General features: G+C 37.8%; 17 protein-coding genes. 8 read left to right on the top strand and 9 right to left on the bottom strand.

Annotated elements, in window-relative coordinates; translation table 11 throughout:
* Positions 1–8: 8 nt before the first annotated feature.
* Positions 9–842 (bottom strand): menaquinone biosynthesis family protein, encoded by an 834-nt coding sequence (locus tag G521_RS0102920; protein ID WP_026897184.1) that lies wholly within the window; start codon positions 840–842, stop codon positions 9–11.
* A 4-nt stretch (positions 843–846) separates the two neighbouring features.
* Entirely contained in the window at positions 847–1,503 is a 657-nt protein-coding gene (gene mqnB, locus G521_RS0102915) for a futalosine hydrolase (protein WP_026897183.1), read from the bottom strand.
* 198 nt (positions 1,504–1,701) lie between these two features.
* On the opposite strand from mqnB, the gene G521_RS0102910 reads away from it, so the two are divergent.
* The 4 genes from G521_RS0102910 (at position 1,702) to G521_RS0102895 (ending at position 7,515) form a co-directional block, all read left to right on the top strand.
* Positions 1,702–2,115 (top strand): 6-pyruvoyl trahydropterin synthase family protein, encoded by a 414-nt coding sequence (locus G521_RS0102910; RefSeq protein ID WP_026897182.1) that lies wholly within the window; start codon positions 1,702–1,704, stop codon positions 2,113–2,115.
* Positions 2,116–2,135: 20 nt separating this feature from the next.
* A complete protein-coding gene (gene folE / locus G521_RS0102905; protein WP_185095040.1) occupies positions 2,136–2,777 on the top strand; it encodes a GTP cyclohydrolase I FolE in 642 nt (213 codons plus the stop codon).
* 41 nt (positions 2,778–2,818) lie between these two features.
* Complete coding sequence (gene fabD, locus G521_RS0102900; RefSeq protein WP_026897180.1) at positions 2,819–3,703, top strand: ACP S-malonyltransferase; 885 nt, start codon at positions 2,819–2,821, stop codon at positions 3,701–3,703.
* A gap of 77 nt (positions 3,704–3,780) precedes the next feature.
* Entirely contained in the window at positions 3,781–7,515 is a 3,735-nt protein-coding gene (locus G521_RS0102895; RefSeq protein WP_026897179.1) for a sensor histidine kinase, read from the top strand.
* Positions 7,516–7,614: 99 nt separating this feature from the next.
* On the opposite strand, the gene G521_RS0102890 is transcribed toward G521_RS0102895, so the two are convergent.
* Positions 7,615–8,529, bottom strand: a complete 915-nt coding sequence (locus G521_RS0102890) for a hypothetical protein (protein WP_026897178.1) — start codon at positions 8,527–8,529, stop codon at positions 7,615–7,617.
* Between the two features lie 484 nt (positions 8,530–9,013).
* Here G521_RS0102890 and G521_RS0102885 point away from each other — a divergent pair, with 484 nt between their 5' ends.
* Positions 9,014–10,573 (top strand): glycoside hydrolase family 10 protein, encoded by a 1,560-nt coding sequence (locus G521_RS0102885; RefSeq protein ID WP_026897177.1) that lies wholly within the window; start codon positions 9,014–9,016, stop codon positions 10,571–10,573.
* 39 nt (positions 10,574–10,612) lie between these two features.
* On the opposite strand, the gene G521_RS0102880 is transcribed toward G521_RS0102885, so the two are convergent.
* From G521_RS0102880 to nagB, 5 genes are all read right to left on the bottom strand, one after another.
* A complete protein-coding gene (locus tag G521_RS0102880) occupies positions 10,613–11,359 on the bottom strand; it encodes an SDR family NAD(P)-dependent oxidoreductase (protein ID WP_026897176.1) in 747 nt (248 codons plus the stop codon).
* A 109-nt stretch (positions 11,360–11,468) separates the two neighbouring features.
* Positions 11,469–11,741 carry a hypothetical protein gene (locus G521_RS0102875; RefSeq protein ID WP_026897175.1) on the bottom strand — a complete coding sequence of 91 codons (273 nt, stop codon included), beginning with the start codon at positions 11,739–11,741 and terminating at the stop codon, positions 11,469–11,471.
* 272 nt (positions 11,742–12,013) lie between these two features.
* On the bottom strand, positions 12,014–14,854 hold the full coding sequence (locus tag G521_RS0102870; RefSeq protein ID WP_026897174.1) for a M16 family metallopeptidase: 2,841 nt from the start codon (positions 14,852–14,854) through the stop codon (positions 12,014–12,016).
* A gap of 51 nt (positions 14,855–14,905) precedes the next feature.
* Positions 14,906–16,066, bottom strand: coding sequence for an acyltransferase family protein (locus G521_RS0102865; protein WP_026897173.1), 1,161 nt, complete (start codon positions 16,064–16,066; stop codon positions 14,906–14,908).
* A gap of 119 nt (positions 16,067–16,185) precedes the next feature.
* On the bottom strand, positions 16,186–18,105 hold the full coding sequence (gene nagB / locus G521_RS0102860; RefSeq protein ID WP_026897172.1) for a glucosamine-6-phosphate deaminase: 1,920 nt from the start codon (positions 18,103–18,105) through the stop codon (positions 16,186–16,188).
* A gap of 148 nt (positions 18,106–18,253) precedes the next feature.
* On the opposite strand from nagB, the gene G521_RS0102855 reads away from it, so the two are divergent.
* Genes G521_RS0102855 through G521_RS0102845 form a run of 3 tightly spaced genes read left to right on the top strand, consistent with a single transcriptional unit; the run spans position 18,254 to position 23,960 of the window.
* Complete coding sequence (locus G521_RS0102855) at positions 18,254–19,453, top strand: anhydro-N-acetylmuramic acid kinase (RefSeq protein ID WP_026897171.1); 1,200 nt, start codon at positions 18,254–18,256, stop codon at positions 19,451–19,453.
* A gap of 38 nt (positions 19,454–19,491) precedes the next feature.
* Positions 19,492–22,614 (top strand): SusC/RagA family TonB-linked outer membrane protein, encoded by a 3,123-nt coding sequence (locus G521_RS0102850; RefSeq protein WP_036678045.1) that lies wholly within the window; start codon positions 19,492–19,494, stop codon positions 22,612–22,614.
* A 47-nt stretch (positions 22,615–22,661) separates the two neighbouring features.
* Positions 22,662–23,960 (top strand): RagB/SusD family nutrient uptake outer membrane protein, encoded by a 1,299-nt coding sequence (locus G521_RS0102845; RefSeq protein ID WP_026897169.1) that lies wholly within the window; start codon positions 22,662–22,664, stop codon positions 23,958–23,960.
* A 65-nt stretch (positions 23,961–24,025) separates the two neighbouring features.
* On the opposite strand, the gene G521_RS0102840 is transcribed toward G521_RS0102845, so the two are convergent.
* Positions 24,026–24,769: a DeoR/GlpR family DNA-binding transcription regulator gene (locus G521_RS0102840; RefSeq protein ID WP_026897168.1), complete on the bottom strand. Its 744-nt coding sequence runs from the start codon at positions 24,767–24,769 to the stop codon at positions 24,026–24,028.
* Positions 24,770–25,093 lie beyond the last annotated feature (324 nt).

Raw genomic sequence — 25,093 nt, 5'->3', positions numbered from 1 at the left:
CGGTTGACTTATAAGAATAAATTTTTTGTTGATTTAGGAATAATATCCAGGGTTGTTGCTGCTTCAAAAAGTACAGTTACGGCTTTGCGTCCTTCATCTCCCAGGTCTATAGAATATTTATTCACATATAATTCAATGTGTTTGTACATTACTTCTTCGCTCATTTCCTGGGCATGAGAGCGGATAAAATCCAGACCCGATTTGGGGTTTTCAAAAGCAAATTCAACACTCCGGCGAATAATCCGGTTAACTTTTTGTTTAATTTCTTCAGGTAAATCTCTTCTGATCATGATTCCGCCCAAAGGAATCGGGCAGCTTGTTAGATCCTCCCAAAATTCACCCAGATCCTTCACCTTTTTATATCCCTTTTCAAGATAAGTAAATCGGTTTTCGTGAATGATCAATCCAACGTCTATTTTGTCCTGATTTAAAGCATTTTCAATTTCCGAAAATACCATTTCAGTTTTATTTATCGCTTCCGGATACGCCAGAGACAAAAGGAAATTAGCAGTTGTGTATTTTCCGGGGATGCCGATATGAAACTTTTCCATTTCTGCCGATGGATTGAGGATCTCTTTTTTGGATATTAGCAGCGGCCCAACGCCAAATCCCAATGCACTGCCCGAATTCAGCAGCACGTAGTGATCTGTTACATAAGAATAAGCATGAAAACTTAATTTGGTGATATCAAGTTCCCGGCGTAAGGCTTTCTGATTCAGAGTTTCTACATCATCAAAAAAAAAATCGAATTCCAGACCTTCAGTATCAATTTTATGATGGATCATCGCATCAAAAATGAAGGTATCGTTAGGGCAGGGAGAAAAGCCAAGGGATAATTTCATATTTCTATTTGGGTATCGATTCAAATAATTCGAAGGCAAAGCTATTAAGATTTTTAATAGCCTTTCCAATATTCCATTTTTCGCGGTTGCGTCTTTCTACAAAATTAGAAATTGCCCTGATTTGCAAAGAAGGAAGTTGGTTTTGATTGCAGGCGTAAAAAAATGCTGCGCCCTCCATGCTTTCTACAGAAGCATTAATGTGTGAAAGCGTTTTTGAAATACTCAGCTCATTTCCATGAACTTTGTTTACGGTGATTGCCTTAACTTTTTTCAATTTCTCGAGCGTAGGCAAAATCAGCTTAATTTCGGTTTGAGAAATCTGGCTCGCTTTACCAAATCCTAATTTGTCAATAGAAATAAATTCATCGCCATCTTCAGCACCTTGTTCAGCAAAAACATCTTCTGTAATGAGAACCACCTCACCCAGATTAAGGTCAAAATCAAAGCTGCCGCAAATACCCAGATTAATTGCCAGATCATACGAATTTTTAGCTAAATGCCTGCCCATACAAAATGCTGTAGCAACCATGCCCACTCCGCTCATCAGGATGTCAATCTGATGGCCGTTTATTTCAAATGAAGTTTTTGAGCCCGACTTTTCTAAATAGGAATGTAGGGGCTCAATTTCAGAATGTGTTGCGGCAACCACCAGTATTTTCATTAGAAATAATTTATTATGTGAGGATTCTGATTAAAGGAAAGCGAATTTTATATTAGTGGTCATCATCAAACAGAGCTTTACATCGCGAATAAATTAGCTTTAGGTATTACTTATTAGGCGAAGATAATTAAAACGGGTCATTTGTATTAAGTGCTTGCGTGGACTTTAAGTATATTTGTCCGTTAATTTTAATATTCAATGATTTATATTACACGAAGAGAAAGGTTTAATGCAGCACATAAGCTGTTTCGTGAAGAATGGACAGACGAGCAAAACCGTGAAGTTTTTGGTAAATGTTCAAATCCAAACTGGCATGGTCATAATTATGATTTGTTTGTAACGGTAAAGGGGGAAATAAACCCTACCACCGGTTTTGTAATTGATTTGAAAGAGTTGAAAGCTATCATTCAAACACATATTACAGACGCACTGGATCATAAAAATATTAACCTGGATGTAAATTTCATGAAAGGAAAAATGGCTTCTACAGAGGTTCTGGCGGTAGAAATATTTGACCAATTAAAGACACATATTGAGGCACAGGGTGCTAAATTGCACTCGGTTAAACTTTATGAAACCGAAAATAATTTTGTAGAATACCTGGGCGATTGATCCCGGGCTAATAAAGCCAGATGAAAATTGATGCAACAAATCAACTGATGGACGAGGACGAAATCGACGGCTATCAAAAAATTGACAGATACAATTCGGGTAAGATCCAACGTATAGCCAGTCATTATTCAGATATACTTTCCGAGATGGGCGAAGATCCTTCCCGCGAAGGATTACTCAAAACTCCGGAAAGGGTTGCCAAAGCCCTGCAGTTTTTAACTCATGGCTACGATATGAAACCTGACGAGATTTTGCGGAGCGCTATGTTTAAGGAAGATTACAGCCAAATGGTTGTGGTAAAAGACATAGAAGTTTATTCTATGTGCGAGCATCATATGTTGCCATTTTTTGGCAAAGCTCACATAGCATATATTCCAAATGGTCATATTGTTGGTTTAAGTAAAATTCCAAGAGTTGTTGATGCATTTTCCCGCCGCTTGCAGGTTCAGGAGCGTTTAACAAATGAAATACGGGATTGCATTCACAATACTTTAGATCCGGCCGGCGTGGCAGTGGTCATTGAATGCCGCCATTTGTGCATGTCAATGCGGGGTGCTCAAAAGCAAAATTCTGTAACCACAACTTCAGCATTTACAGGCGAATTTGTAAATGAAAAAACACGTGCAGAATTTCTCCGATTAATTACAGCAAATCTTAGTTAATAAATTAAAACATTTAAGATCTCTTTTCAGAGATTAAAGATATGAAAGCATATATTTTTCCAGGACAGGGGGCACAGTTTGTAGGAATGGGCAAAGATCTCTACGAACATTCGGCGAAAGCCAAAGAATTATTTGAAAAGGCGAATGAAATTCTGGGTTTCCGTATTACGGATGTAATGTTCAATGGAACAGATGAAGATCTTAAAAAAACAAACGTTACCCAGCCCGCTATTTTTCTACATTCGGTAATTTTGGCCAAAGAACTAGGTAGTGATTTTAAGCCTGATATGGTTGCCGGTCATTCTCTTGGAGAATTTTCTGCATTGGTAGCAGCAGGTGCCTTATCTTTTGAAGATGGTTTGCGTTTGGTTGCTGCCCGTGCCAATGCAATGCAAAAAGCTTGTGAGATACAACCATCCACTATGGCGGCAGTTTTAGGTCTTGATGATTTTACAGTAGAAGATATTTGCCAGCGGGTAAGTGATGTAGTGGTTCCGGCAAATTATAATTGCCCCGGACAGCTTGTAATTTCTGGTTCTATTGCAGGAATTGATAAAGCTTGTGAACTTCTTACCGAAGCAGGTGCAAAAAGAGTTCTTAAATTAAATGTAGGCGGAGCATTTCATTCGCCTTTAATGGAAGCTGCACGGGTAGAATTACAGGCCGCCATAGAAGCTACAACAATTAATGAACCCATCTGTCCGATATATCAGAATATTGATGCCAAAGCGTATACCGATGTGGTATCTATAAAACATAATTTAATAGCGCAGCTTACCGGTCCGGTTAGATGGACGCAAACTATCCTCCATATGCTTGAGGATGGTGCAATTTCATTCACAGAAGTTGGTCCGGGTTCTGTGTTGCAGGGACTTGTAAAAAAGGTTAGCAGATCTGTGGAAACAAATAGTGCAGTTTTAAATTAAAATCTATTTTTAATATTAGTTTCGCAGGGGCTCAATTTTTGAGCCCCTGTTGTTTTTAGTATTTTTACCAAAATAATATGCGGTTGAGCGAAGCTTTAAAAATTCGGATTTTTCTTTTCGTGCTTACCCTTGGTTTTGCTTTCACGGCTCTAACCCTCAACTATACTTTTAAAAAAGAAGAGATATTAAGCCTGGATGGTCAGCAAATTCAACAACGTCTTCAGCAAAAAGAAAAATTCATAAAGAATTTTCTGAATGATCCTGCAGTTTTTGATTCACTAAAGAACATTCATAGAAATGAAGAATGGGCTCAAAAACTAATACCTGAATTTGCCGGCCGGCATAAAATTTACATTCACACTTACAAAAACGGAAAGTTACTATTCTGGGGCGGAAACCGTATTCTGTTTGATTCTGACAGTTCAATACGGGAGGGCAGCACATTTTTATCCTGGGAAAACGGTGAGTATGAAATTATAAAGAAAACGGAAGGTGAATTTTCTGTACTTGCCTGCATACCTATCAAATCAGATTATCCGTATCAAAATCAATATCTGCAAAATACTTTTTCAGATGATCTGATCAAAGAAAACAATCTTGATATAGCTTCTATCAATGATCGAGGAGTATATAATATTCGCAATTTGGAAGGCAAATACTTGTTTTCCGTTAAGCTGAAGCCTTCAGCCTTAAATGTATATTATTCATCGTTCGAATTGTGGATGTGGATTTTGACAGTTGTATTTGGGTTAATATTTATCAATCATCTGAGTAACTGGATTGCAGGTCGCGGACATGTAAAAACCTCAATCGCATTTCTTGCATTTTTTTTACTGGGATTTCGGTTGCTGGATCTTTCCAGTCCCTGGTTTCAAAATCATTTTGATATTGAAATATTTAACCCGAAGTATTATGCAGCCAGTTATCTCTCTCCGTCTATAGGTGGCTTGCTTTTAAATGTATTGTCATTTACCTGGTTGATCGCCTATATCTATAGCTACCGTTTCCGGATAATTTTCAGCCGTGAACCTGCCGGGAGAATTTTAAGCTTTGTAATAATTATTATCGTCGCCATTCTTCTCTGCGGCTATGCTGTTCTAGTCGATAATTTATTTTACGGCCTCGTCAGCAATTCGAAAATAAATTTTGATGTAAGTAATGTTCTCAATCTTAACTGGGTAAGCTGGCTGGGGATTCTCATTTTTTGCTTCGCATCACTTAGTCTTTATTTACTTATAAATTCAGTTTTTGTACTTGCCGATACGTTGAACATTAATCATACGGAACGATTAATTTTGTTTTTATCCGCTTTATTGATTGCGGCATTATACAATACCCTTCCCGGTAAATTCAGCATTTATTTTCTGTTATTTGGAGCAATTCTGTTTATTTCAGGATGGGCTTATTATCATAATAAAAAGTTGTTTAATGCGGGAATGTTTATTGGCGCTATTCTGATTTTTTCGATAATAGCCTCCTTAAAACTATCTGAATATGACTATTTAAAGGAGCATGAATCGCGAAAATTATTAGTTTCAAAAATCATTTCTTCTGATGATCCGAATGCCGTTCTCCTCTTTTTAGATTTAGAAAAGAAGATTTCAAAAGATAGCGCCGTAGTAGATTATTACAATAATCCGATTGCAAATCACGCTCCTTTATTAAACAGATTGCAGAAAATCTATTTTTCAGGGTATTTATCTCGCTATGAATTTAAATGTTATGAATTTAACAGGGGAGAGAACCTTTTTCGGGGAGATTCGAATGTTTACTTATCTAATTTCAAAAGCCTGGTACTCGCCGGATCGGTAAAAATATCAGATTATTTTTATCGTGTTAACAATACATTCGGTTTTCAGAAATATTTTGCGCTATTGCCCATTAATCAGAATAATAAAAATCTGGGTACTCTGGTAATTGAGTTAAAATCCAAACCATTAAATGAAATGGGAGAATTTCCTGAACTACTTATAGATGGAAAGATTAAAGAGAATTTACAGTCAAAAAATTATTCATACGCCTTTTATAATGACGGCAGATTGCTTAATCAGCATGGTAAATACATTTACAACCTGGCTAATTATGATTTTTCGGGTAAAATCAGAGACTTTGTATTTGTCAATAAAGTTAACCTGAACGGTGTAAAGTACAGTCATTTGGTCTATCGGCCCACCCAAAGCAAACTCGTAATTATCAGTAAAGAAATAAAGGGCTTATTGCCTCAGCTGGCATCGGTGTCTTTCATATTTTTAATACTTCTGTTATTTGCTTTCCTGGTGTTTCTGTTTAAATGGATATGGTTCAGCTTTATTAATTATGACATCCGATTCAGCAATTTGCGGTGGAACACGCTTTTCTACCCCGGCAGAATGCTGTATAAAACACGAATTCAGGTATCCATGGTTTCTGCAGTTGTTCTTACGCTCCTAATTACAGGAATCATTACATTTTACAATATAAGTAATCAGTATCGCGAACAGCAGGAGCAAAGTATCCTGGATAAAGTGAATAAAATGGCGAGAGGCTTTGACATGGCTTTATTCAGAAACGGCGTTTTAATGGCTAATGAGCAGGCAGAAATGGCATTAAATACTTTTGCTGACCTGAATGGATCAGATCTTAATTTATTTGATACCAGCGGCAATTTGATGATGACCACTCAGCCTAAGATCTACGAAAATAATCTGATTGCCCGAAAACTGAATCCGCTGGCCTATGTGTATTTAAATAAACTTCAGAAGGCTGAATTTATTAATGAAGAAGAAATCGGGAGGCTTAATTTTATCACTGCCTATGTTCCCCTTCGCAATACTAAAAACGAAGCCATTGCTTACCTCGGTTTGCCTTATTTTTCTAATGAAAGCGACTATGAAGAACGCATAGGCATTTTTATTAATGCACTGCTAAATATCTATGCGCTGGTATTTATGGCCATTGGTTTTTTTGCGGTATTTGTAGCAAACCGTATAACAAATCCCTTAACCCTGATTCAAAAGAGTTTAAGCGAAACTCAAATAGGTCGCAGAAATGAACCAATTATCTGGAAGAGAAATGATGAAATAGGAAATTTAATCCGTGAATATAATAATATGATTTCGGCGCTTGACGACAGCACGCAAAAACTAGCCCGCTCAGAACGTGAAACAGCCTGGCGGGAAATGGCAAAACAAGTGGCTCACGAAATCAAAAATCCACTCACTCCCTTAAAGCTTGGCGTTCAGTTATTGGAGAAATCATGGAAAGAAAAAGATCCTAATTTTGATAAGAAGTTTGAGCGTTTCAGCAAATCATTTGTCGAGCAAATTGAAAGTCTGGCACATATAGCTTCAGAGTTTTCCAATTTTGCCAAAATGCCTGATACTGTTTTGGAAGATGTTTATCTGTCTGAAATTATTCAGCAATCTGTAGAATTGTACCGTCATTCTGAGCACACCACTATTATTATTAATGACTCAATTACTCCGGGAACTTTTGTTAAAGGAGATAAGGATCAGCTGCTTCGCTGCTTTAATAACCTAATTAAGAATTCAATTGAAGCGAGGCCGGAAATTCGACGGGGAGTAATTAAAATTAAACTTTACAATACTGCTAAAAATGCATTTCTGGAAATTCACGACAACGGTTCAGGTATACCAGATAATTTACGATCCCGCATATTTACTCCAAATTTTACTACGAAAAGTTCCGGAACGGGCCTTGGATTGGCATTTGTTAAACAGGCATTAGTAAATATGGGAGGGAATATCAGCTACAAAACAGAACAGGATATTGGTACTACGTTTTATATAAATATTCCATTAGCTTTTGATTAATCTAAAAGGTGAATTCTTGTAGCTGTTGTAAACAGCATCCAAATAAAAAAGCATCCTGAAATTATTCAGAATGCTTTTTTATTTAAGTTTTTAAATCGTTTATTTCAGAGAAATTTCTCCTTTGCCCATTGTGTAGCCATCAGCATATAAAACAATGGTATAAGTTCCTTTCTGGAAACTTCCTGGATTGGTCCAGTCAATAGCATACGCTTTACCGTCATTTGCAAACTCAACTGCGGTTTTATAAGTATACTGTAATTCTTCATCGTCAGCAGTAAACATTCCGCCATTGTCAGAAACGATCAGATTTCCGCTTGGATCAATAATGCGCATATATACATCATGCATTCCCTTTTCAGCAACAGCGTTATTTACAACAGTAAAGTTAACACGCAATTTTTTGGCAGTATTTGCACGTGTTACATCCGATTCTTTGCCACTGTTTCTTACTCTTAATGGGATGATAGAAACATTTCCGGTTTTTAAAGCTGCGGCAGCTTTTACTTTCACGCTAAGCTCTTCATTCACTTTTTCCAGATTACTCGCTTTTGTACTTACCGAATCAACTGTAGTTCTCAAGGTATTACGCTCAGTTGTTAATGCGGCATTCTGCTGTTTTAGTTCTTCAATATCAGCGGTATACTTGGTTACAAAATATCTTAGCTGCTTGATATCTTCCTGTGCTTTGGCAAGTTGGCCCTGAGTTAATTGTCCTTTTTTAAGCGCTGTACGCAAATCAGCAATTTTCTGGCGGGCAAGGTCTTGCTCTTTCTGCATTTGCTCAGATAATTTGATGTTGCTGCTGTTAGAATTATCAAGTTCGGCCTCAATCTTGTCGATTTCAGTTTGCATTCTCGATTTTTCATCGCTAATCGTTACAATTCGTTCGCTCGATTTTTGTTCTTTAAAAAAGAGGTACGCATTTGTTCCTAATAGAGCAAGTATAACGGCTACCAAAAAATAGATTTTATTAGAGTTTTTCCGTGGTTGCTGTTCTGAGTTTTCGTTTTCCATACTTTAAATTACTGTTAATTATTCAATTTATTAGTTCGACAAAAATTTTGATGCGTGTAAAATAGAATTCTAAGATGTTTATATTCTGTTTTACTATTTTATAGAATACAAGACTATTTTGCTGATGATTTAGTTTTATTAGATTTAAATTTATAAAAAACCTGTTTATATACCAAACAGAGCATTTTTTGATACAGCTATAACTTTTTTTAATAGATTTTATTGTGATTTTTTTGTTGCATTTATCACAAGTGTAATATTTTTTTGATAATATTTTTTCTTTTACGATAATCTGATTCAAACTGTTAAATAATATTTTTCATTCATTCTATGAACTTGTCAGGTAAGAAAACGTATACTCAGGCGTTCTCAATTTAAGCATCGCGATCGGTTATTATGTTGATTCTGAAGACTGGGCAAAGACTTGTCCTTGTACTTAACAGGATTAGTTATATTTGCATATTAGTTTTCCAAATACTTATTCATGAATAAAAAAGCATTTTTTCTTTCCCTGATATTCCTTTTCAGTTCCTACAATCTGTTTTCGCAGCTGCCATCATCGCCTAAGCGGGAATTTAGGGGAGCCTGGCTGGCTACGGTTGTAAATATTGACTGGCCTTCAAAACCAGGATTATCTTCCGAGATTCAAAAAAAAGAGTTACTGCGTATTTTAGATGATCATCAGCGAAGTGGTATAAATGCCATTATGCTGCAGGTCAGACCATCAACAGATGCTTTTTATGGAAAAGGTCGTGAGATGTGGAGCAGGTTTTTAACCGGAAAGCAAGGTTTACCTCCAAATCCGTATTATGATCCTCTTGATTTTGCCATCGACGAAGCGCATAAAAGAGGTATGGAATTGCATGCATGGTTTAATCCTTACCGTGCTACTTTTGATTTATTAGATTCGCACACCAACCCTAATCACATTACTAAACAAAAACCCGAATGGTTTTTTACCTTCTCGGGTAAGAAGCTTTTTAATCCCGGAATCCCTGAAGTTAGAGAATATATCGTTCAGGTAATTATGGATGTGGTAAAAAATTACGATATCGATGGTGTTCATTTCGATGATTATTTTTACCCTTATCCTGAAAAAAATCAGGTTATCCGCGATACAGATACTTATCAGAAATATGGTTCTGAATTTCAGGATATCTCTGATTGGCGCCGGAATAATGTAGATACGCTGATTCAAACTTTATCAGACAGTATTCATGCTTCTAAAAGCTATGTGAAATTTGGAATCAGTCCATTTGGAATTTGGAGAAATCTTTCTCAGGATCCCGAAGGATCTCAAAGTAATGGTTTTGACGGATATGGAAAATTGTATGCCGATGCAAGAAAATGGACCAAAGAAGGCTGGATAGATTATATCAATCCGCAAATCTATTTTCCGTTTTTTTATGCTGCTGCGCCTTATGAAAAACTGGTAGATTGGTGGAGCAATAATACATACGGGAAGCATTTATATATCGGACAGGCTGCTTACCGGGCGGCAGAAAATAGGGAAGGCTGGAGAAATCGTCAGCAAATTCCTGATCAGATTCGTTATTTACGCAATAATGCCCGTGTGCAGGGAAGTGTATTTTTTAGTTCTAAATCCCTTACTGATAATCTGGCAGGTGTTAATGATTCATTAAGAACAGAGTTTTACCGCTATCCTGCATTGCAGCCCGCTATGCTTTGGCTGGATCCAATTGCACCAAATGTTCCCCGCGAAGTTCAGGTAAAAGCATTTGATAATTGTGTTGATCTGAACTGGCAGGCACCACTTAAAGCATCGGATGGTGAAACAGCTTACGGTTACGTGGTTTATCGTTTTAATGAAGGCGATGATATTAATACAAGCGACCCGAAGAATATTCTGCAACTTTCATTTGATTCAAAACAGACTTCTTTCAAAGACAATTCGGTTTTACCAAATAAAAGGTATACCTATATTGTAACGGCTATTGATCGCTTAAAAAATGAAAGTGATCATTCTGCTAAAGTTGGAATTCAAACTACTGAAGTTTCTACTTCTACAACCGGCGGTAAATAAATATTAAAAAACCGGCTAATTCTGTTAGCCGGTTTTTTTTTAGCTGTTCATTACAGCTCCATTGTTAATATCCAATGTTTGGCCGGTCATAGAGCTTTGTCCAAGCAGGTAAGAAACAAGATTGGCTATTTCTTCTGGCTGGCTCATTTTTCTAAGCGGAACACTCTCCATTGCAATTGCATGAAATTCATTTTTGCTGATTCCCAAACCATCAGCTATTCCCTGTAATCCATCCTGCGACATTTCTGTATCTACCCAACCCGGGCAAATAGCATTTACAAGTATATTTTCTGCTGCGAACTGAACGGCCCATGAGCGCATAAGTCCTAATAAGCCTGCCTTGCTCGCACAATAGGCTGAATAATTGGCAACTCCTAAGCGGGCAAGTACAGAGGAAGTCAGAATGATATGTTTAAATGCTGATTCAGAATGGCGTAGATGAGGCAAAAAGGTGTTCACAAAATTGTAAGTTCCTGTTAAGTTGGTAGAAATAATATCCTCCCATCTGTCTGATAAACCCCATTGATTTTCGCCGCCTATACCCGCATTGGCAATAATGCCGTCAATTTTAATATCTGAAATAAATTTCGAAGCTACGCTAAGGCTTTCGGCAGAACGAATATCTGCTGGTAGAATAATAGGCTCTCCGCTGATGGCTGAAGCCGCTAACTCCAGTTTTTTCTGATCACGACCAAGCAGTATGCATATATTACCCTGAGATGCTAAATTTGTGGCAATTGCTCTGCCAATTCCGCTGCCTGCTCCGCTAATTATGTATGTTTTCATTTTAAGATTGGGGTTAAATGGGGAAATAGTTTTCCATGATTTGAAAATTATAAACACAAAAAAGCCGGTAATAAATATCACCGGCTTCAAATATCGAATATTAGTTTAATTATATATTTACTTTAAGTAATGAACTGAGGTCTACCAATTCTGTATTTTTCTTTTCCTTAAGTACGAATTCTAATTTTTTACAAATTGCATCTTCCTTTAAATTTTTAAACCGCTCAATATCGAGTTGTATTTCCTCTGTACTCATCTCCGACATCATGTTCAAAAAATCCTCTTGCGAAAACATTCTATAGGCCGTAGTAGCCAAATTCGAAAATGACAGAATTGAATTTTGAATATTTTTATTCGTTTTAACCTGGTTATTTTCTAACATAAAGTTTTTCAATTAGATATTGACATTTTACGGATGACCTTTTAATTAGGTTTCAATTTTATTCAAATCAATTTGATCAATTTTAATAGTAAACAACAGTTTTTTGATTTTGTGAGATTTCTAAAAAGATATTTATCAAAGCGACAAATTATTGATTTGCAGTTATTTGCATTTAGGTTAAAGTTGCGATGTCCGGAAATGTATTTTGGTAATCTGAACAAATAAAAATGCCGCTAAGATTTCTCTTAACGGCATTAAATTCATTTTTTAATTTATTTGCTCTCTGGCAATAATACCAGCCGTACTAAATTTGTTCCGCTTAAATACTGATTGGCAGAAGCTTTTAAAGTTTCCGGCTTTATTTTTTGCAGGGATTCCATATAGCTTAATATTTGTTTCGGATCTTCATTGTTTTGAACTGCATTGGTTAAATATCCAAGCCAGAATCCATTATCTTTCAACTGAGTTTCTGTACTGCGACGTTCCTCTGCAAGAAACTTTTCAATATCAACAGACTGAGCTCCGCTTTTCTTAACCTTACTTATTTCATCCAGTGTAGAGGCAATTAGTTTTTCAACATTTTCGGGTGCGCATGCAAACGAAATATTCATGCTGTAACGGCCCTGCGGGTATTTGCTGTAACTGGCACGAGCGCCGGCTCCATATACTCCGCCTTCATCTTCGCGTAAGCGTTCAATAAGTTTAATAGTTAATACTTCCGCCAAAGCGTCTAATTGATTGTTATTGCTTTCATTGTAAGTATAATCACCACTAAATACCAATCTTACATTTGCCTTTGGCTCCTGACCTTTAAATACAGATTTCTGAATTTTACCTGCCGGAGTTTTAATGTCTAAATCCTTTGGCTGCTCATTTCTGTTTAATGCAGGCAAGCTTGCAATATATTGCTCTAATAATGGCTTAATTTGCTGAGGATCAAAGTTTCCTACAAAAGTAAAAGTGAAATCACTTGCATCTGCAAAACGCTCTTTGAAAATTGCATATGCACGATCTAAATTAATCTGCTCAACTTTCTCCAAAGTTGGTCCGGTTCTGCGAACATTGTAATTACCTAAAACGGCAGCAGCAGTATCAGCAAAAACATTGTTTGGATCATTGCTTCTGTTGGCTAAACTACCTTTTAACTGGGTAATGTATCCCTCAAATATCTCCGCATCTTTACGAGGCTGAGTAAAATAAAGATGTACCATTTGTAAAGCAGTTTCTAAATCTTTTGGATTTGTGAAACCAACCAAACTTTCGTTACGCTCATTAATGCTTGGCTGAACCTGAACCTGCTTACCGGTCAATAATTTGCTTAACTGAATTGAGTTGAAATCTCCTAATCCACTTCTGCTAACAATTGTTGCTGCATTAGATGCTGATTGAAAATCAGCGTTACTGTAAAGAGAAGTTCCACCCGGACTAATTGCACTGAAGCTGATTTCATCATTTTTAAAATCGGTTGGTTTTAAAATTACTTTAACTCCATTGCTTAGCTTTAATTCGGTAATTCCCAAGCTTTCTGTCTTAGTTTCACCTGTAACCTTTCCGGCAACTAATTTTGAAGATAATAGCGGCTTATCAGATACCTGATCAACATACGCAGTAATATTTTCTGTTGTTACGCTTGTAATCCAGCTGTTAACAGTGGCTTCATCGGGCATATTATCTTTATCCTTTTCAGGACCCATGATGATGACATCGCGGTTAACATCACTAATATATTTTTTTGCGATGTTGTTAATCTCCGCAACGGCAATGCCTTCAATATTATTTTTATAGAAATCAAATTCGTACTGAATACCCGGACTGGCTTCTCCCTTTAAAAAGTGCTGAAGATATTCATTCACAAATCTTTCTGAAGAAGTTTTGTCTTTTTCTTTATAAGCAGATTCCTGAGCAGTCATAAACGCAGTTTTAGCACGCTCAAGTTCGCTTTGGGTGAAACCAAAACGCTTGATACGTTCTGTTTCGGTCAATACTGTTTTAAAGCCTTTTTCCAGCTCGCCCGGTTTGGCCACAACGTATGAAGTTGCCGCATCTAAGCCTGCGAGAAAGCCGCCAATGCTGCTACCTCCCTGTAAGTAAGGCGGATTGGCTTGTTTGGTTAATTCGCTGAAACGAGCCGCCGTCATTTGGTTATAAAGGGAGCGAATCATGTTGTTGCGAAGATCAGCAGTGGTTTTAACAACAGTTTCCGGGTGTTTAATAATAATCTGTGCAACAGTAACCGGAAATTCCTTATCAGTAACTGCAACAAATTGATTTTTACCTGTCAACGGAATGCTGTATTGGGTGCGTGGTGTTGGCTTATCCGGATTTTTTAAATCCGAGAACTTATTTTTTATCATCTGCTCAACCTCTGCAATATTTACATCTCCAACTACAATCAGAGACTGCAAATCCGGACGATACCAATCTGTATAAAACTTGCGAAGCGTCTCATACTTGAAGTTCTTTAATACATCCTCGGTACCAATTGGTAAACGGCTCGAATAGCGTGAATTATTAAATAACATGGGTAGATATTTATCCTGCATTCGTTGCTGAGCGCCTTTTCCTAAGCGTTTTTCTTCTATAACAACTCCGCGTTCTTTATCAATTTCAGATTCTTCTAAAGTAACGTCCTGTGCCCAGTCACGCATTATTTGAAGCCCATTCTTAAATACTTCCGGATCATCCGTCGGGATAGGCAACTGGTAAACTGTTTCATCAAAACTGGTATATGCATTCAAATCTGCGCCAAAGCGAACACCGGCTTTTTGAAGATAATTAACCAAGTCATTTTTCGGAAAATTTTTGGTTCCGTTAAAACTCATGTGCTCTAAAAAGTGAGCCAATCCTTGCTGTTCATCAGTTTCCAGAATAGAACCAACTTTATTAGCCAGGTATAATTGAGCCCGTTCTTTGGGTTCTGTGTTCCTGCGGATGTAATAAGTAAAGCCGTTTGACAGTTTTCCAATCCGGATATTGGTATCCAGGGGCAATGCTGTAACCGAAGAACTTACCTGGGTAGTTTCATTTGTTGTGTTTTTTTGAACAGATGCACAACCAGAAACAGCCAGCGCAATAACGCCGGCCCAAATAAATGATTTTGAATTTGATTTCATATAGTTTTTAAGATGTTAATTTTAGTTATAAAGTATTGCTGCTTAATAGGCTTAAACTTTGATGATAATTTTTTTAGAGTACATGATCCATAAAATTAGAAGCCAAATCAGTATAAATGTTACAGCGCCCGCCAAAGAAGCATTTACCGGAGTGAAATAGGGGGTATAAAAAGTCTCGTACATCCAAACCTTTGCACCAACTTCGCGGCCGTCGGACATTTTTACCTGAATCAAATTTAATATTCTCGGAATTAAACCCGATAGGAAAAAGACAGTAATCGCGTTCACGCCATATACAACAAATGGTGTGGTTAATTTTTTATAACCCTGCACATCGATCAGCCAATAGCATATTGCTAGTCCGATAGTTGCAAGTCCTCCGCAGTATAAAACGTAGGAACTGGTCCACAGTGATTTATTTATTGGAAAACACAAGTCCCAAAGTAATCCGAGTAGTACTGTAATTACCCCGACGGAAAACATCCAGGATACCTTTACACTATCTTCCCGATCTTTTCTTCGAAGCCATGAGCCTATCAAAACACCAAAAAGCCCGCTGCCAATTGCAGGTAAAGTGCTTAATATTCCTTCCGGATCCCATGTTTTAGCGGATTTCCAAACATGTGCTTCAGTTAAAATGGTTCGGTCTAACCATGCGGCAAGGTTAGTTTCTTTTTCCAGATTGGGGTAGCCAACCCCGGGAACAGGAATTAATGTCATTAAGATCCAATATCCGGCTAACAGGCCTATCAGAATCCGCAACTGGGTTCTGCCGCTTGTCTTTATAAATATGACTGCTGAAACAAAAAAGACAATTGCGATGCGTTGCAGCACTCCCGGAATTCGAACATTTTTTAAAGCATCTATGGGATCTGTAAATATTTTTGGGAACAGCGACAGAAATAAACCCAATCCAAATAATATCAGGGCTCTTTTAAAAGCTGTTAAGATCAGATCAGAATGATTTGCGCTGTTTTCTTTTTTTGTGCCTAATGCATAACTGATGGAAACGCCTACAATGAATAGAAAAAATGGGAAAATCAGATCGGTAGGTGTAGCGCCATGCCATTCTGCATGTTTCAACGGGGCATAAATGTGGCCCCAGTCGCCTGGATTATTAACCAGGATCATGGCGGCAACGGTAAAACCTCGAAAAACATCCAGTGATAATAAACGGGGAGAGGACTTTTGTAAAATAGAAGCTTCGGACATTTGATGGCTATAAGAATTATAAAACTGCGCTTTTTTATTTTAATAAAAAAGGCTTTGAACTTCCGCGAGGGAAATCAAAGCCTTCTCATTTATTAAATTTATTCAGAAAAGATTAAATTCTAAATAAATCGATATCTCACAAATGCTTCCATGGCTTCATATTCAGCCATGCCTAATTTATCGTAGGCAATAGCAGTTTCGCGGGTGCGATCTTCAGCCCGAAGCCAAAATTCTCTGGAGTCGTCTCCGGGAAAAACAGGGTGATCTTTTTGTGACTGGTGCTTAAATATTGCATATCGTTTGCGTTCCACTTCCTGCGGAGAAAGAGGCACAGCCATCTCAATTTCATGCGTTTCAAATTCATGCCAGGCTCCGCGGTACATCCAAAGCCAGCAGTCTTTAATCCACTCTTCATTTTTTAAACGATCAAGCGCCGCAATGATGATATCAAAACATACTTTATGTGTTCCATGCGGATCGGCAAAATCACCTGCTGCAAAAATCTGATGAGGTTTGATTGAGCGAAGCAAGTCCATCGTTTGCAAAATGTCATCTTCCGAAACCGGATTTTTTTGAGTTTTTCCTTTTTCATAAAAAGGAAGGGCCATAAAATGAATATGATCATCCGTAAGTCCGGCAAAACGGGCTCCTGAAATTGCCTCACCCTTACGGATGAGTCCTTTAACAGTTTGAATTTCTTTAGTGTCTACCTGGTTTGGTTGTTTGCTTTCTATAAAAGAGCGCATATCCGAATAAATCTCTTCAATTTTAGTGATATCCATATCAACGGATTTTCCAAAATCTCGGATAAATTCAACAAAACGCAACGCATCATCATCCCATACCGCTGTATTACCTGAGGTTTGATAGGCCACATGCACATCATGTCCCTGATCTACCAGGCGGATAAATGTTCCGCCCATCGAAATAACATCATCATCCGGGTGCGGAGAAAAAATGACGATCCGCTTTTTATCAGGTACCGCACGTTCTGGCCGCTGACTGTCATCCGCATTGGCTTTTCCACCGGGCCAGCCGGTAATGGTATGCTGTATCTTATTAAAAATATGAATGTTTATGTTGTAAACCGGGCCCTTTTCAGTAGCCAGTTCTGCCATTCCGTGATTGTTATAATCTTCTTCTGTAAGTTTAAGAATAGGTTTTCCAAGGATATTGGATAACCAGATCACTGCTTTTTTAATTAGTTTATCATCCCAAACACAGTCTTTAACCAGCCACGGAGTATCAAAACGGGTAAGTTCAGCTGCCGCATCCTGATCCAGAACGAATTCAACATTCTCGGATAACTGAAGGTAAGTGGCCGGAACATCTGATGACATTTCACCCTCCACCGCTTTTTTAATGATCTGAGCTTTTTTACGGTTCCAGGCCATTAATATAATTTCACGGGCTTTGAAGATAGTGCCTATTCCCATGGTGATAGCCTTGGTTGGTACATTTTCTTTTCCTCCAAAATCGCGTGAAGCATCCCGACGGGTCAGATCATCCAGAGTCACCAGACGTGTACCCGAATTTGGTGCAGAACCAGGCTCGTTAAAACCAATGTGTCCGGTACGGCCAATTCCAAGAATCTGCAGATCCAAACCACCATAACTACTAATCTTTTTTTCGTATTCCAGGCAATAGGCAGGGATTTGTTCAATTGACAACGTACCATCAGGAACATGCACATTGTCCATATTGATATCGATATGATCGAATAAATTTTCCTTCATAAAAGCTACATAGCTTTGAGAAGATGTTGGCCTCATCGGGAAATATTCATCCAGATTGAATGTAATAACATTTTTAAAACTCAAACCTTCTTCTTTGTGAAGGCGCACCAGTTCTTCATATACGCCGATGGGAGTTACCCCGGTAGCCAGTCCCAGAACTGCAATTTCATTAGATTTCTGTTTTCTGATAATCAGGTCTGCAATTCGGCGGGCCACATTTTTTGCGGCTATTTGCTGATTTGGGTAGACCGTTACAGGTAATTTTTCGAAGCGTGTTTCTTCCAATAAATTTAATCTGGCCATCTGATAGTCAATCGTTAGGGTGAAAGGCAAATATAATTACAAAAAAGAAAGCATGCGTTAATCATCACGATAAAAAATAAATTTGCAGTTTTATGCAGGTTTGAATAAAATGCCCCTATATTTATTACGGGTTATATTTATAACATATATGAATGTTAATATTAAAAAATTGTTCTCCATTGCCTCAAAATCAGAACGCCAAATAATTGGTCTGATGTCTGGCACTTCAATGGACGGACTTGATATTGCCTGGTGCAGCTGTTCCGGCTCAGGAACTTCAAGCCGCATAAAAATTCAAAATTTTACTACTGTTCCTTTTTCCTCAGAATTTAAGGAAGAAATTAAAAGTGTTTTTTCAAGAAGGGATGCAGATCTGCAGAAAGTTTGTTTGTTAAATGAACAAATAGCTATTACGCATGCAGAAATGATTCTTGATACATTAAAAGAATGGAACGTTTCTCCCTCTGATTTCGATCTGATTGCCAGCCACGGGCAAACCATTTTTCATGCCCCAAAGCAACTTCACGGCCTTGAAAATTACCCAAATGCCACGCTGCAGATTGCGGACGGAGATCACATCGCGGTAAAGACTGGAATCATTACCATTTGCGATTTTCGCCAGAAGCATTTGGCTGCGGGTGGTGAAGGCGCACCTCTTGCTGTTTATGGCGATTATCTTATTTTCTCTAAAGAAGGAGAAAACAGAATTATGCTCAATATAGGAGGGATTTCTAATTTTACTTACCTTCCGGCTGATTTGGATGCCTCCAATATTTTTTCTACCGACATTGGCCCGGGAAATACCATGATGGATCAGTTTATTCAAAAACATTATCCAGGTATGTATTATGATGAAGATTCAAAACTGGCCCGTACCGGAAAAGTAAATTTCGGGTTACTAGCTTCACTGCTAGATCACGAGTTTCTTAGGGCAGGGTTTCCAAAATCTACAGGTCCTGAATTATTCAATTTGCAATACCTTGAAAATGCAATGGAAAAATCAGTTCAGCCGCATCTTCCTAATGAAGATATTTTAGCCACACTTTGTAAATTTTCTGCAGATTGTATAGTTAAATCTATTCTGGAAAGTTTTTCAGAAAAAGATTCGCCTGTAATTTATATGAGTGGTGGAGGAATGCATAACCCGTTAATGGTGGAACACCTTAAAAATGGGGTGCCGTTTGCACGTTTCGCCAATACCGAAGAGTTAAATATAAATCCTGATGCCAAGGAAGCGGCCCTGTTTGCCATTTTAGCAAATGAAACTGTTGCGGGTGGACCGATTGATTTTGGAGGAAGATTACAGGTTCCCTCAGTTTGCATGGGCAAAATATGTTTGCCGAATTAGTAAGTTTCATTAATTTTAATAAAAATCAAAAATAGTCTATGAAGAAAATTTACTCTATTGGACGGTATAAGCTCAATTTAGCTTTACTTTCTGCTCTCTTCCTTTTTGTATTATCCGGAGAGGCCATTTCACAAACAACCAATTATGTTATTACCGGAAGGGTAACAGATGCCCGTACAAAGGAAGCATTGCCTGGTGTGGTAATTAAAATTCAAAATGCTTCTTTCGCAACCTCATCAAACAGTGAGGGGAATTTTAATTTGAATGCCTCTCTCAATCCCGGTAGGATTCAGGTTGTTTTTTCATTTTTAGGTTATAGTTCACAAACCAAAACTGTAGAACTTGGCTCAGGCTCGCAGGTTGTAGTAAATGCCGAGTTGTCTGAAAGTATGGTTGGCCTGGATGAGGTTATTGTAACCGGTACATCTCAGGGAACTACCCGAAAGCAATTGGGTAATTATGTAAGCACAGTAAAAGGTGAAGACTTAAATCGAAGTGGCAGCGGAAATGTGCTTTCTTCATTACAGGGAAAAGCCGCAGGTGCCCAGATTACGCAGAACAACGGAGATCCGGCAGGGGGAATGTCTGTCAGGTTACGTGGTATTAGTTCTGTAAACTCATCATCTGAACCTCTTTATATTATTGATGGAGTTATTGTTAATAACTCTACTACAAGGGTAACCAACACCTCCTCTAACTATGATGGAGGAAATTTTGTAGGAAGCATTGGTCAAAATAGACTGGTGGATATAAATCCAGCTGATATTGACCGGGTTGAAGTATTGAACGGTGCAGCAGCTGCAGCCATTTACGGTTCAAGAGCCAATTCAGGGGTGGTACAAATCTTTACAAAAAGAGGAAGTTCAGGAGCACCGGTTGTTAATTTTTCAACTAACCTAACCTTAGGGGAATTACGTAAGAAAGTTGAAGTGAACCAATCTCCTGTAAAATTTGGAGGTTCTGTTGATGCAGTAACTCAGGATATTCTAACGCCATCTTTAACTACCACTACTCCTGTTACAAGGTATGATTATCAGGATTATATTTTCCAGTCGGCTACAGGTACAGACAATAATATATCGGTTTCAGGCGGTAAGGATAATACGAAGTATTTCACCTCTCTTTCATACTTCTCAAACGAGGGTATTATCAAGAATACTGATTTCCGAAGATTTAGTTTCCGGGCTAATTTAGATCAGCAGGTGTCTAAGTGGGCTTCGTTCAGTGCTGGTTTAAATTACATAAATAGTGCAGCAAATGAAAAACCCGATGGTAACTCGTTCTTTTCACCAATGAACTCTGTAACTATACTTGGTAATTTCCATGACTTATTTACCAGAGATGCCTTAGGTAATATCAGGGCGGTAGGAGAAAGAGGTCGGGTTAATCCGGTTTCCGTAATCGAAGATATTAAGCAGCGCCAGGAAACCAACCGTATTCTGGCAAATACAACACTCAAGCTATTCCCTGTTAAAAATCTGATTGTAGATTATACAGTGGGTGTTGATAATTCGACTCAGAACGGAACTACTTACATTCCGCCTTTTGCATATAATGTAAGTACAGGCTTTTTTGGAGGTGGTCCATCATTAGATCCTGCTTTGAATGGATATGCAAGTGCTGCCAGCAATACTTCTTTTTTAATTAATAATGAGTTAAATGCTACATATCAGGCCAATATTAATGACCAGATATCTTCAACAAGTCAGTTAGGTTATTCATTTCAATATGAAAAAGGCCGTTATGGATTGCTGAACGGTCAGGGTTTGGGCCCATTAGTAGAAACGGTAAACGGTGCCAGCACGGCATTACCAAGTGTTGACGGACGGAGCGAATATTCGATTAATGGAGCTTACTTTCAGCAAAACTTTAAATATAAAGATCATTTCTTTTTAACGGGAGCGGTTCGGGTAGATCAGTCATCAGTTTTTGGGGAAGATCAGCGTACTCAAACGTATCTTAAAGGAAGCGGAAGTTATGTGATCTCATCAACAGATTTTTGGAACAATACAGGACTTTCATCGTGGTGGGATGTTTTGAAATTAAGAATGGCGTATGGCCAATCAGGTAATTTAACAGGAATCGGTCCATACGATCGTTTTAACGCATATTTTACACAGGCATACTTAGGGCGGAGTTCTTTATTTTCAAGTGCCACGCTTGCTAACGAAAATGTAAAGCCCGAACGTCAGGAAGAATTAGAAATTGGTACAGATCTTTCTTTCCTGAAAAACAGACTTGGCCTTCAATTTAACTGGTATAACAAAAAGGTTTCTGATTTATTAATTTCGAGAGTAGTTGCACCAACAACCGGTTATTCAAGTTTACTCGATAATGTTGGCTCATTAAGAAACAAAGGAATTGAAATCGTTTTAAGCGGTACTCCGGTACGCAGTGAACAATTCAGCTGGAATGCTTCAGTAATATACAATCGTAATAAGAATGAAGCTTTAAGCGTAGGAGGTTTAAGATTATTTAGTACAAATCCAGGAGCTCCGGTAGCAATTATTGATGGCGAACCAATTGGTGTATTTTACGGAACATTTTTCGCAAGAGATGCTAACGGTGAGTTATTGAAAAATGCAGCAGGTATTCCTTTGATTGAAAGAGGTATTCAAAACGGTACCAATTACACTATTCAAAGAGGTGCAGATGGTTTGCCGCTTCCGACTGGTACTCCATTACGTAAAGTGATCGGTGATCCTAATCCTGATTATTCATTTTCTGTAATAAATGACTTCAGCTACAAAAAACTTTCATTGCATTTGCAGCTAGATGGAGTTCAGGGAGTAGATGTGTGGAACGCCGACTGGAGAACTCGTCAGGGAGTAGGTAACGGAAAGGTAGCAGAACAGGAGCATAACGGGGAATTGCCAAGAGGTTATGTTGCCGGAGTATATGCTATTGAAGAGTGGCGGATTGATGATGGCTCTTTCGTAAAACTTAGAGAAGTATCATTGAGATACAATATTGGAAGTGTAAAATTCTTTAAAGATCTGACCATAAATGTAAGTGGACGAAATCTGGTTTCATGGGATAATTACAAAGGATATGATCCTGAACTGAACTCAGGAGGCCAAAGCACCATTTTGAGGGGTATCGATTTTGGATCAGTTCCAATTCCAAGAACCTTCAGTTTAGGTTTACAGGTTAAACTTTAATTAAAGTAAATACCCAATCCTACAATACAGTATTTAAAAATTTTAAGATGAAAAATATAAATAAGATCACATCATATGCATTAGCAGTTTTACTGCTTGTTAGCGCATCCTGCACAAAAGATTATATAGATCCGCAGAAAGCGAATGAATCGATTGCACTAAGCTCACCACGCGGGTTAACGGCAGTAACAGTTGGTATACAGCGATTGTACACTTTGGGACGTACCGGAATAATATTTAATTCGGTAACGGCCAACGGATTTGTGTCCAATGAGCTTGAACTGCGAAATGCCGGTAATATTCCCGAGCTTCAATTAAGCACCGGAGGAACAACAATTGACGGAACAAATTCTATTTTGAATCAACTCTGGACCAACGCAAATAAAATTATTTACGATTCAGACCAGGTTATTAATAACGCAGAACTACTGACTGATAAAAGTTATGCCAGTGGATTAATTGCTTATGCAAGTATTTTTAAAGCATTGGCAATTGGCAATTTATCAACTTATTGGGATAATGTTCCTGCCGAAGTGGGAAAGCCGAATGTTGCCTTTATTACACGCATAGAAGGATATAATCAAGCTATAGCTGCTATAGATAAAGCATTGGCGGTTATTAGCGCAAATGCAATTAGTCCGAGTTTTATTACCAATATGCCTGCAGGAATTGATATTCCTAATACGCTGTATGCTCTTAAAGCACGCTATGCTTTATTTGCCGGAAATTATGCTCTGGCTTTGTCTTCTGCAAATAGTGTGGATCTAAGCAAACGTTCTGTATTTATTTTTGATGCAGTTTCATTAAATCCAATTTTTCAGATTGCGACTTCAACAAATAACGTTTTCCAGCCAATTAATGCCAATCTGGGCTTATCCGGTACACTTCAGCCTGATGCGGCAGATAAGCGGATTCCATTTTACACTTCTTTGAGCCCAACAATAGCTCCTCTTGTAAGGATTAATGGTTTTGGAGCAACTGCAATTACACCGATTCCACTTTATTTGCCTTCAGAAATGACTTTAATTAAAGCTGAAGTATTGGCTCGTCAGCCGGACCTTTCCGCATCTTTAATTGAATTAAATAAAGTAATTACCAAAACTCCTGCAAGCGATCCATTTGGAATTGGTGCAGATTTACCTGCTTTAACCGGTACTTTCACTCAAACAGAACTGTTGGAGCAGATTTATAAGCAGCGTTCAATAGAGCTTTTTATGTCTGGCTTAAGACTTGAAGATATGCGAAGACTGCAAAGACCGGTAACAGAACGTAAGAGAAGTTTCTTTCCTTATCCTTTTACCGAAAGAGATAACAATACGAATACACCAAAAGATCCGACTTTTTAAAACCTTAAATAAGAAAAGCCGTTCGAGAACGGCTTTTCTTATTTAAAATAACTGAATAAATAAGTTTAAATCACTTTTACAAACTCACTGTAGGCGGTATATTTAGGATCATCCGGATTAAGATCAGAAATCAGATATTCCAGATTACTTAAACTGCAAACTTTCATTTTCTGCACCGACTCCAATTTTTCAGAAATACTCATAATAGCCACCTTTGCCGCAGAACGAATCATTGCCTTTTTTACCTGAACTACTTCATAGTCAGAATCAGTAATCCCTTCCTTTAAATCAATTCCATTAGCGCCTAAAAAACAAAGGTCTACTTTGATGTCCATTAAATCAGTTACGGTTTTGGAACCTATATTAATATGTGCGTTTTTACTTAATTGACCGCCCATCAGTATTACGGTTAGTTTGGGATGTTCAGAAAGTTCAAGTGCTACCAGCGGGCTAACGGTAAAAAATGTTGCTTCGAGTTCATCGGGAATTAGACGGGCCATTTCAACCATGGTTGTTCCGCCACCTGTTAATACAACCATTCCCTCGGATATAAGCTCTATTGCTTTTTGCGCTACTTCTTTTTTAGAATCCTTGGCATAAATCTCATTAAGCTGGTAAGGAGAATGAAAGGATTTAGACAGGGCGCCGCCATGAACTTTCAGAATTTTGCCCTCTTCAGCCAGATTATTTAAATCCCGCCTGATGGTATCTTCTGAAACCTGCAGTTGAACACTCAGATCTGAGGACAGAACCTTATTATGCAAATTGATTTGCTTAATAATAAAAGCGTGCCTTTCTTTTTTCAGCATAGTCAAATTGCCTTGCTCTTCCATTATTTTTTGTTATTAGTTTGCTGTTTTATGCAGGATTGTAATTTTCAATTTTAAAATGTTATCCTGAAACTCTCTAATTAACATGAAAATTACATTATTAATTATAAAAATTATGCAATTCTTTGCAGGATATTTTTTTTGAGAAAAGCTGGGCCTTGTGATTTTTTCAATTATTCATAAAAGTTAATAATATGTGTTTAAATATGTTATGGCTTTGTTTTTATGATCTAAAAAACAAATCATTGTGTTAAAAATACACTTTGAAAAATCTGTATTAGAACAAAATTTTATTGCGTTTTT

It is taken from the genome of Daejeonella oryzae DSM 19973 (genome assembly GCF_000422945.1).
Classification (GTDB): Bacteria; Bacteroidota; Bacteroidia; order Sphingobacteriales; family Sphingobacteriaceae; genus Daejeonella; species Daejeonella oryzae.
The sequence above is the reverse complement of the archived record's forward strand: the minus strand, read 5'-3'. Positions and strand labels throughout refer to the sequence as shown.